At 56.6% G+C, this 10448-nt stretch carries 8 protein-coding genes; 2 read left to right on the top strand and 6 right to left on the bottom strand.

The features are described from left to right. Window positions 1-52 precede the first annotated feature (52 nt). The 4 genes from phoH to efeU all read right to left on the bottom strand — a co-directional run bounded on the left by phoH (window position 53) and on the right by efeU (window position 4643). Window positions 53-841, bottom strand: a complete 789-nt coding sequence (gene phoH / locus HMPREF9538_RS02545) for a phosphate starvation-inducible protein PhoH (RefSeq protein WP_002898923.1) — start codon at window positions 839-841, stop codon at window positions 53-55. Between the two features lie 504 nt (window positions 842-1345). Further along, window positions 1346-2629, bottom strand: coding sequence for an iron uptake transporter deferrochelatase/peroxidase subunit (gene efeB / locus HMPREF9538_RS02550; RefSeq protein ID WP_009486283.1), 1284 nt, complete (start codon window positions 2627-2629; stop codon window positions 1346-1348). A gap of 4 nt (window positions 2630-2633) precedes the next feature. Beyond that, window positions 2634-3761, bottom strand: coding sequence for an iron uptake system protein EfeO (efeO, locus tag HMPREF9538_RS02555; protein ID WP_004157740.1), 1128 nt, complete (start codon window positions 3759-3761; stop codon window positions 2634-2636). A 51-nt stretch (window positions 3762-3812) separates the two neighbouring features. Next, window positions 3813-4643, bottom strand: coding sequence for an iron uptake transporter permease EfeU (gene efeU, locus HMPREF9538_RS02560; RefSeq protein ID WP_002898913.1), 831 nt, complete (start codon window positions 4641-4643; stop codon window positions 3813-3815). Between the two features lie 270 nt (window positions 4644-4913). Here efeU and HMPREF9538_RS02565 point away from each other — a divergent pair, with 270 nt between their 5' ends. Further along, on the top strand, window positions 4914-6098 hold the full coding sequence (locus tag HMPREF9538_RS02565; protein ID WP_002898911.1) for a NupC/NupG family nucleoside CNT transporter: 1185 nt from the start codon (window positions 4914-4916) through the stop codon (window positions 6096-6098). A 31-nt stretch (window positions 6099-6129) separates the two neighbouring features. Here the strand turns inward: HMPREF9538_RS02565 and HMPREF9538_RS0128480 are convergent, their stop codons facing one another. Continuing rightward, a complete protein-coding gene (locus HMPREF9538_RS0128480) occupies window positions 6130-6564 on the bottom strand; it encodes a DUF3574 domain-containing protein (protein WP_004150827.1) in 435 nt (144 codons plus the stop codon). A gap of 134 nt (window positions 6565-6698) precedes the next feature. Continuing rightward, window positions 6699-8207, bottom strand: coding sequence for a sodium/proline symporter PutP (gene putP, locus HMPREF9538_RS02570; protein WP_004147889.1), 1509 nt, complete (start codon window positions 8205-8207; stop codon window positions 6699-6701). Between the two features lie 421 nt (window positions 8208-8628). Here putP and HMPREF9538_RS33075 point away from each other — a divergent pair. Further along, the coding region (locus HMPREF9538_RS33075) for a proline dehydrogenase family protein (protein WP_228701597.1) at window positions 8629-10448 on the top strand (1820 nt) is incomplete at its 3' end.

The raw sequence follows: 10448 nt of genomic DNA, 5'->3' as shown, positions 1-10448 counted from the left end.
CCAAAAAACAACAAAGCCCGGGCTAGCCCGGGCCTTGCTCACAGTATGACGATTAATAATAGGCTTTCAGCGTCCGCTGGCAGAGGGCCGAGCGCACGCAGTCATCGGTGGTGAAACGCACGATGCCGATCATCTCGTCTTCCTCAAAACGCGCCAGCGCATCGCTCAGGCCAGATCTCACGCCAGAGGGCAAGTCGCACTGGGTGATATCGCCATTGACGATGACCGTCACGTTCTCCCCGAGGCGGGTTAAAAACATCTTCATTTGCGCTGCGGTCACGTTCTGGGCCTCGTCCAGAATCACCACCGCATTTTCAAAGGTACGTCCGCGCATATAGGCGAACGGCGCGATTTCCACCTTGCCGATTTCCGGACGCAGGCAGTACTGCATAAAGGAAGCCCCCAGCCTTTTCACCAGCACATCGTAAACCGGTCGGAAATAGGGAGCGAACTTCTCGGCGATATCTCCCGGTAAGAAGCCGAGATCTTCGTCGGCCTGCAGAACGGGACGGGTAACAATAATTCTGTCCACATCCTTATGGATCAGGGCTTCAGCTGCCTTCGCCGCACTGATCCAGGTCTTGCCGCATCCAGCTTCGCCGGTAGCGAAAATCAGCTGCTTATTGTCGATGGCATTCAAATAATGCGCCTGAGCCTCATTGCGCGCCTCAATTGGGGAAGTATCACGGCTGTCCCGCGCCATGCCAATTGCTTCTACGCCACTCATTTGCACAAGCGATGTGACCGATTCTTCTTCACGCTGCTTATGGCTGCGTGAATCCCGTCTCAGCACACGTTTTGCTTCACGACGAGCTTTGATCACTGCTTTTTGTCTTCCCATGGATAGCACCTTGCGTTGTTGGTTTACATCACACGCGTCAACATCGACACGACTATGCGCACGAACGATTGAGGTTTGGCTTCCTTGTAAGCCATTGCTTGCCGGTAGAACTGACAACGAGTCGCGGCTACGCGCACCGCGTACCCTGCCAAGGTTGTAATAATGCGAAGCGGAGAGAGAAAGAGTAAGAAAATCGCTGCCGGAAGCGGGGCTTCCGTGCTGAAGAGTACGGTCTGAGGTTTTACGTTGTCCGGTACGGGACCTTACCATTCGCGATCTCCATAGTGAAACGTCACACTGCCGGGAACTACCGCGTATGTAATAAGTACATCAAAAAAGATTCTTAATGCAACTTATTTTTCACAATGACGCAACAAATAGTTCTTAAGCAAGTGTAGGAGACTATCGGTCATTTGTATTACAGAAATATAACACATGGCAGGAAATATAAGAAAAATGAGAAAAACAGCAGAAAACGCCCTACCCTTACGGGCAGGGTCGGTATCAGGCCTGCAGCAGCGACTCTCCCAGATAGTGTTTATCATCCACTACGCCGGGTAAAACAAAGAAGTAGCCCCCGCCGATCGGTTTGACATACTCCTCCAGCGCCTCGCCGTTAAGTCGTTTCTGCACCGTCAGAAAACCCTTTTCCAGATCGTGCTGATAGCAAACGAATAACAGCCCCATATCCAGTTGTCCGGCGTTAGTAACCCCCAGCGAATAGCTGTAGCCGCGGCGCATCATCAGGCTGGACTGGGTTTCCGGCGTGCGGGGATTGGCCAGACGAATATGGCTATCCAGCGCAATGACTTCGCCGTTAGGATCTTTACTGTAATCCGGGGTATCGTGTTCGTTTTTCATCCCCAGCGGCGCACCGGTGTGCTTGTCGCGACCAAAGATCGTCTGCTGCTCCTTGAGCGGCGTCCGATCCCAGAACTCCACGTGAAACTGGATAATTCGCGCCGCCTGATAGCTGCCGCCCACGGTCCAGGTCGGCTCGTCCTGATCGGCTGTCACCCACACTACCTTATCCATCAACGCGCTGTCGTGGCTCGCCGGGTTAGCGGTGCCGTCCTTAAACCCCAACAGGTTGATGGGGGTCTCTTTGCCTTTGCTGCGCGCCGCGCTGTCGGAGATAAACCCTTCCCGCTTCCAGCGCACGCTCAGCAGATCCGGCGTATGTTTGATGACATCACGCAGGGCGTGGATCACCGTATCCTGAGTATTGGCGCAGATCTGCAGCAGCAGGTCGCCATGGCACAGCGCGGCATCCAGCGAATCGTTGGGGAAGCGGGTCATCGGCTGCAGCTTTTTCGGTGCTTTATCCGCCAGGCCAAAGCGCTCATCAAATAGCGAATGGCCGACCGAGACGGTGATGGTCAGGTTATCTGGCGCAATCCACGGCCCCAGGATGCCGGAATCCATCGGCGGCAGCCGCGGATTCGGCGTGTCCGGCGCCGGGCCGCCCTGGGTTAAAAAGACGATACGCTGGGTCAGCTGTCGAAACAGCCGCTCGAGGTCGGCTTTATCAGCCGCCAGCACATCGAAGGCCACCAGCATCATCGAAGCCTGCTGCGGCGTCAGAATGCCCGCCTGATGCCGGCCATAGAATGGCTGCTTTTCCTGGCGCGCGTCGGGTGTGAGCGTCCCCGGGGAACTTTCCGCTTTTGCCGCATGCGCTACCGGGCAGCCGCCGGTGATGGCCAGCGCGCCGCCAAGCGCGCCGATCCCTTTCAGTAAGCGACGACGTGACGGCTCGTTCACGTCGTGGGGTTTCTGCTGTGCCATCGACTTAGTCCAGCCCCAGGATCCCGCGCAGCTGAGCCAGATCTTCCGCCAGGGTGGTGATCGGCCCTTTCAGCGCATTACGGTCGGCGGTGGTCAGCTTATCGTAGGTCTCGAAACCGTCTTTGGTGCGATATTTGCTGAGGATGCTGTCCACTTTCTTAAAGTTGGCGTCCACTTTCGCCAGCAGCGCGCTGTTCTCTTTTTGCAGCTGCGGGCGCAGCAGGTCGACAATTTTCTGCGCGCCGTCAATGTTGGCCTGGAAGTCCCACAGATCGGTATGGCTGTAGCGATCTTCTTCACCGCTGATCTTGCTGGCCGCGACTTCCTCAATTAATCCTGCCGCGCCGCCCACGACTTTTGACGGCGGGAACGCCAGCTCGCTGATACGCTTTTGCAGCTCCAGCACATCGCTGTTCAGCTGATCGGCATATTTTTCCATCCCCTTGACGCTGTTATCGCCAAACAGCGCTTTTTCCAGACGGTGGAAACCGGTAAATTTCGGATCTTCCGCTTTTTTCTCGAAGTCGTCTTCGCGGGCGTCGATGCTGCCGTCAAGGTCAGAGAACAGCTCGGCAATGGGCTCGATGCGCTCGTAATGCTGACGCGTCGGGGCGTACAGCGCTTTCGCTTTTTCGATATCGCCGGCTTTCACCGCGTCGGTAAAGGCTTTGGTGCCGCTAACCAGCTGCGCGGTTTCCGCCGTCACATAGGCTTTATAGGCGGTGATCGCGTCGCCGAGGCTCAGCACCGCATCCGCTTTCGCCGCGTCTTTGGTGGCGGCGCCGGTGACGATCAGTTTGCCTTTCGGGTTGGTGAGCAGGCCACAGGTCATGTCATATTCGCCCGGCTGCAGGTTCGCGGTGAGCTTCTGAGTAAAGCCCGGCGCGATGTTTTCGCGCTCTTCCACCACCATCACCCCTTTCAGAATCTCCCACTCCAGCGCTTTCTGGCTGTGGTTCTGAATAATAAACTGGGTTTTACCCGCGTTAACGGTCACCTGCATCGGCTCGCACTGCTTGTCGTTGACGGTGACTTTGACCTGCGGGATATCCGCAGCCTGTGCACCGAATGCAGAGCTGAGCAGCGCGGCCACGGTCACCCGCAGCGCATTACGGCGAAAATGAATCATCATGATCATCCCTTTCGGTAAGTAGAGTGTCGCTTATAAGCTCGCAGCGCCCGATCAGGCAGCCCGCGAGGCAGTGGTATTATTCCGCGGCGGCAGGGCAAACAGCACCAGCGCCGGGATCAGATAAAGCAGATAGACAGCCACTTCGCTGACGCTCGGCGTCTCCTGATAACCGAAGATCCCTTCCAGCAGCGTGCCGAACAGCGTATGCGTCGACAGCACGTTGCTCAGATCGAAGGCGGTATCCTGGAACAGGTTCCACAGGCCCGCCTCGTGGAAGGCGCGGATCGCCCCCGCGGCCAGGCCAGCAGCCACCAGCAGAATAAACAGGCTGGTCCATTTGAAGAACACGCCAAGGTTAAGGCGGATACCGCCCCAGTAGATCAGGAAGCCCAGCACGATAGCGGTGGCCAGACCCAGCAGCGCCCCCAGCGGCGGCCAGATACCGACATCCTGCTGGAATGCCGCCAGCAGAAAGAAGACCGACTCCAGCCCCTCACGGGCGACCGCGAAAAAGACCATCATCACCAGCGCCCAGCCGTGGTGATTACCGCGCTGCAGCGCCTTGTCCACGGCCTGCTCCAGCTGCTGCTTGACGTTGCGTGAGACATTGCGCATCCAGAAGACCATCCACGTCAGGATCACCACCGCAATGACCGCGACGATCCCTTCGAACAGCTCCTGTTCACGCTGAGGAAATTCACCGGTGGTTTCGTTGATAAAGATGCCTAAGCCAAGACATAGCGCCGCCGCGAGGATCACGCCAATCCACATCACGCCAATCCAGTTGCCGCGCTGGGTGCGTTTCAGATAGCTGGCGATCAGGCTGACAATCAGCGCCGCCTCCAGGCCTTCGCGTAACATAATGAGAAATGGGACAAACATGCCAATACCCTTAAATGTAAAGCACCGTCAACGAATGCAAAAACAGGTAATATTTATGATAGTGATTATCATTACAATGCTCAGAAACACAAGCGAAATGTGCAGAGAATGATGATCAGTTGTAAATAAATCGCTGACAAATAATGACTTATGAAAATATTCGCCTGTTATGAAGGGAAAGAATAAGCAAAGGATTTTTTACGCCAGATATTTACCCGCCGTAGCGGCTATGGCTAAATGGCGGCCTTATTGACTTGCGAAAAGAACAACATGACTGCATTTTTTCATTTCCTGCTGGCGCTGGCGGTGATCCTCGCCCTGGCCTGGCTTGTCAGCTACGACAGACAAAAAATTCGTATTCGTTATATTCTCCAGTTGATTATTATCGAAATAGCGCTCGCTTTCTTTTTCCTGCACGCCGAAAGCGGCCTGTGGCTGGTAAAAAATATTTCCGGCTTTTTTGCTTCGCTGTTAGGCTTTGCCGCCGAAGGGACCAATTTCGTCTTTGGCGGCATGAGCGAAAAAGGCTTAGCCTTTATTTTCCTGGGCGTCCTGTGTCCGATTGTGTTTATTTCCGCGCTGATTGGTATTCTCCAGCACTGGCGGATCCTGCCGATTTTTATTCGCGTGATTGGCACCCTGCTGTCGAAAGTAAACGGCATGGGTAAGCTGGAATCTTTCAACGCGGTCAGCTCGCTGATCCTCGGCCAGTCGGAGAACTTCATTGCCTACAAGGGCGTACTGGGCGACCTCTCCTCACGGCGACTGTTCACTATGGCGGCGACGGCCATGTCGACCGTATCGCTGTCGATTGTCGGCGCCTATATGACCATGCTGGACGCCAAATATGTCGTCGCAGCGCTGATCCTCAATATGTTCAGCACCTTTATCGTGCTGTCGGTAATTAACCCGACGCGGCCGGGCAGCGAGCAGGAAATAAAACTCGAGAAGCTGCATGAATCGCAGAGTTTCTTTGAAATGCTCGGGGAATATATTCTGGCCGGCTTTAAAGTGGCGATGATTATTCTGGCGATGCTGATCGGTTTTATCGCCCTGATCAGCGCCATTAATGCGCTGTTCGCCACCCTGTTTGGTCTCAGCTTCCAGCAGATCCTCGGCTACGTCTTTTATCCGCTGGCGTGGCTTATCGGCATCCCGCTGAGCGATGCGCTAAACGCCGGCAGCATCATGGCCACCAAACTGGTCGCTAACGAATTTGTGGCGATGATTGAGCTGCAAAAGATTGCCGCCAGCATGACCCCTCGCGGGCTCGGCATTCTCTCGGTATTCCTGGTGTCGTTTGCCAACTTTGCCTCGATCGGCATTATCGCCGGGGCGATCAAAGGCCTGAATGAACCGCAGGGCAATATCGTCTCCCGCTTCGGCCTGCGGCTGGTGTATAGCGCCACGCTGGTGAGCCTGCTTTCCGCCAGCTTCGCCGGGCTGGTGCTGTAAAACAAACGGCGGGGCTGCCCCCGCCGTTTACTCAGAACTGCACGCAGACCGGCTGGTCGACACGCATCACCGACTCCTGCGCGAAGCGTGATTTATAGCCCTGGCGCAGAGCCTCAATACCGGCCTCGCTCTGCGCGTCATGCCCATGGATCACCATCAGCGCCTTGCTCTGCTCCCGCACCACCTGACCATTCTGGCCAAGCCACTGGCCGTGGGCATCAAACACCGTCAGCCCGTCGCGAAAGCGCGGCGTGACGTCACGGTCGACAAACTGTTGCCACTCTTCAGCGGTGATGTCTTTCCCCGCCGGGCGGCTCAGACCGAAGTAAAGCGTGGTTTGCACCATGGACTTATCCGCCGGGCAGACGCCGGGCTTCGGCGCGCTGGTGGATGAACTTCCACCCGCCACGCAGCCGCTGAGTAACCCTGCCAGCACCAGCGCCATTGCACCCTGTCTGAACGTCATCTTTGCTATCCTCATTGTTATTAGTCAGGAAATATCAGCGGATTTTCAGATAATTAGCAAGGGTTATAATATTCCGGCACGGCACCAGGCAATAAAAAGCCCGCCAGCGGCGGGCTCGTGAGCATCAGATGATCTTACTCAGCCGTGGCGCGTACCGGCGGCGGCGTATGGTAGTGGGCATCCGCTTCGGCAAAGCGCTGCTGCATGCTGGCCGACGGCGCTTTATCCAGCAGGCTAAAGACCACAATCCCGATGCTGCCGAAGACGAAGCCCGGAATAATTTCATACAGGCCCAGCCAGCCAAACTGCTTCCAGACGATCACGGTCAGGGCGCCAATCACCATCCCGGCCAGCGCGCCGTTACGGGTCATGCGCGACCACATTACCGAGAACAGGACCACCGGGCCAAAGGCGGCGCCGAAGCCAGCCCAGGCGTAGCTCACCAGACCCAGCACGCGGTTTTCCGGATTGGCCGCCAGGGCAATGGCCACCAGGGCAACCACCAGCACCATCATACGGCCCACCCACACCAGCTCTTTCTGACCGGCGTTTTTACGCAGGAAGGCTTTATACAGGTCTTCGGTAATTGCGCTCGAGCAGACTAGCAGCTGACAGCTCAGGGTGGACATCACCGCCGCCAGAATCGCCGACAGCAGGATCCCGGCAATCCACGGGTTAAACAGGATTTGCGCCAGTTCGATAAACACGCGCTCGGCGTTCTGGTTAACCGCGCCCGCCAGGCTCGGGTTGTTATTGAAGTAGGCGATGCCAAAGAAGCCGACGGCCACCGCCCCGCCGAGGCAGAGGATCATCCAGGTCATACTAATGCGACGTGCGTGAACGATGCTGTGGTGCGAATCCGCCGCCATAAAGCGCGCCAGAATATGCGGCTGACCGAAATAACCCAGCCCCCAGCCCATCAGCGAGATAATCGCCACGAAGTTCAGCCCTTTCAGCATGTCGATATTTTCGATGCTCTTCTGCTTAATCACTTCCAGCGAATCGCCAAAGCCGCCGACGGAAATAATCACGATCACCGGGGTGAGGATCAGCGCAAAAATCATCAGGCTGGCCTGCACGGTATCGGTCCAGCTAACCGCGAGGAAGCCGCCGACGAAGGTATAGATAATCGTCGCCGCCGCCCCGGCCCACAGTGCGGTTTCATAACTCATGCCGAAGGTGCTTTCAAACAGACGCGCCCCCGCGACAATTCCTGAAGCGCAATAGATGGTAAAGAACAGCAGAATAACCAGCGCCGAAATAATTCTCAGCACCCGGCTTTTATCTTCAAAACGGCCGGTAAAATAATCGGGCAGCGTCAGGGCGTTATTATTCACCTCGGTATGCACGCGCAGGCGACCGGCCACCAGCTTCCAGTTAATCCACGCCCCCAGCGTTAAGCCAATGGCGATCCAGCTTTCGGAAATCCCGGAGAGAAAAATCGCCCCTGGCAGACCCATCAGCAGCCAGCCGCTCATATCCGACGCCCCTGCGGAAAGCGCGGTCACAAATGGCCCCAGACTCCTTCCCCCGAGAATATAATCATCGAAGTTTTTGGTCGAACGCCAGGCAATAAACCCTATCAATACCATACCAAAAATATAAACAATAAATGTCACCAGCATCGGTGTGCTAATAGCCATGCAAAGTCTCCAGAATTTTTATCGACAGCGTCCAACTTCGTCGTTTTTTTCCACTACCGGAACGGGGTAATGGCGCATTGTTTAATTGGGCGACCGTATCCTGACGGAAGCTTCGGTTTTTCACAAACGATTTAACACAGCATTTACACGAAAAACCGACGGCGCAAAACGTCAATTTGTTAGAGGTTGCACTCTCTCACGTTTTTAAAGGTTGCACCAAACAAAAGTGTTAACTCACGCATACAAATACCCTATGAGCCCGGGGTTAAATTTCTGCTATTTTAGGGGTTATTTTTAACAAATTAGCCATTTCACGGCTTCCGTCACAAGCCACAATTAACAAGGTTGCACAAAGTTGCAACATAGTGGATATTTCCATGCAACCGCATAAGCCTAACGATAAATGACAGGAGTTTTGAGCATGGGCACCACCACCATGGGTGTTAAGCTTGACGACGCAACCCGCGAGCGCATTAAATCCGCCGCGAGCCGTATTGACCGCACGCCGCACTGGCTGATTAAGCAGGCCATCTTTAATTATCTGGAAAAACTGGAGAACGACGAGACGCTGCCTGAGCTGCCGGCCCTGCTCTCCGGGGCCGCCAACGAAAGCGATGACGCCAGCGAACCAACGGAAGAGCCCTATCAGCCGTTTCTCGAATTCGCCGAGCAGATCCTGCCGCAGTCGGTGAGCCGCGCGGCGATCACCGCCGCCTGGCGACGTCCGGAAACCGACGCGGTACCGATGCTGCTGGAGCAGGCCCGTCTGCCGCAGCCGCTGGGCGAACAGGCGCACAAGCTGGCGTATCAGCTGGCGGAAAAACTGCGCAACCAGAAAACCGCCAGCGGCCGCGCCGGCATGGTGCAGAGCCTGCTGCAGGAGTTCTCCCTCTCTTCACAGGAAGGGGTGGCGCTGATGTGCCTGGCGGAAGCCCTGCTGCGTATTCCGGATAAAGCCACCCGCGATGCGCTGATCCGCGACAAAATCAGCAACGGCAACTGGCAGTCGCACATCGGCCGCAGCCCGTCGCTGTTCGTCAACGCCGCCACCTGGGGGCTGCTGTTCACCGGAAAACTGGTGTCGACCCATAACGAGACCAGCCTCTCCCGCTCCCTGAACCGCATCATCGGCAAGAGCGGCGAACCGCTGATCCGCAAAGGCGTGGATATGGCGATGCGCCTGATGGGCGAGCAGTTCGTCACCGGGGAAACCATCGCCGAAGCGCTGGCCAACGCCCGCAAGCTGGAAGAAAAAGGGTTCCGCTACTCCTACGATATGCTCGGCGAAGCCGCCCTGACCGCCGCTGACGCCCAGGCCTATATGGTTTCTTATCAGCAGGCGATCCATGCCATCGGCAAAGCCTCCAACGGCCGCGGCATTTATGAAGGTCCGGGTATCTCCATTAAGCTCTCCGCGCTGCACCCGCGCTACAGCCGCGCGCAGTATGACCGGGTGATGGAAGAGCTTTACCCGCGGCTGAAATCGCTGACCCTGCTGGCGCGCCAGTATGACATCGGCATCAATATTGACGCCGAAGAGGCCGACCGTCTGGAGATCTCCCTCGACCTGCTGGAAAAACTGTGCTTCGAGCCGGAACTGGCCGGCTGGAACGGGATTGGCTTCGTGATTCAGGCATACCAGAAGCGCTGTCCGTTTGTCATTGATTACCTGATTGACCTCGCCACCCGCAGCCGCCGTCGCCTGATGATCCGTCTGGTGAAAGGCGCCTACTGGGATAGCGAAATTAAACGCGCGCAGATGGAAGGTCTCGAAGGCTATCCGGTATACACCCGCAAGGTTTACACCGACGTCTCCTACCTCGCCTGCGCGAAGAAGCTGCTGGCGGTGCCGAACCTGATTTACCCGCAGTTTGCCACCCATAACGCCCATACTCTGGCGGCTATCTACCAGCTGGCGGGCCAGAACTACTACCCGGGCCAGTATGAGTTCCAGTGCCTGCACGGCATGGGCGAACCGCTGTACGAGCAGGTAGTGGGCAAGGTCGCTGACGGCAAGCTGAACCGTCCGTGCCGGATCTACGCCCCGGTGGGCACCCACGAGACGCTGCTGGCGTATCTGGTGCGCCGTCTGCTGGAAAACGGCGCCAATACCTCTTTCGTCAACCGTATCGCGGACAATACCCTGCCGCTGGACGAGCTGGTGGCCGACCCGGTCAGCGCGGTAGAAAAACTGGCGCAGCAGGAAGGCCAGGCCGGCCTGCCGCATCCGAAAATCCCGCT

This window comes from Klebsiella sp. MS 92-3 (assembly GCF_000195655.1).
Lineage (GTDB): Bacteria > Pseudomonadota > Gammaproteobacteria > Enterobacterales > Enterobacteriaceae > Klebsiella > Klebsiella pneumoniae.
This window is presented reverse-complemented; position numbering and strand designations above follow the sequence as displayed.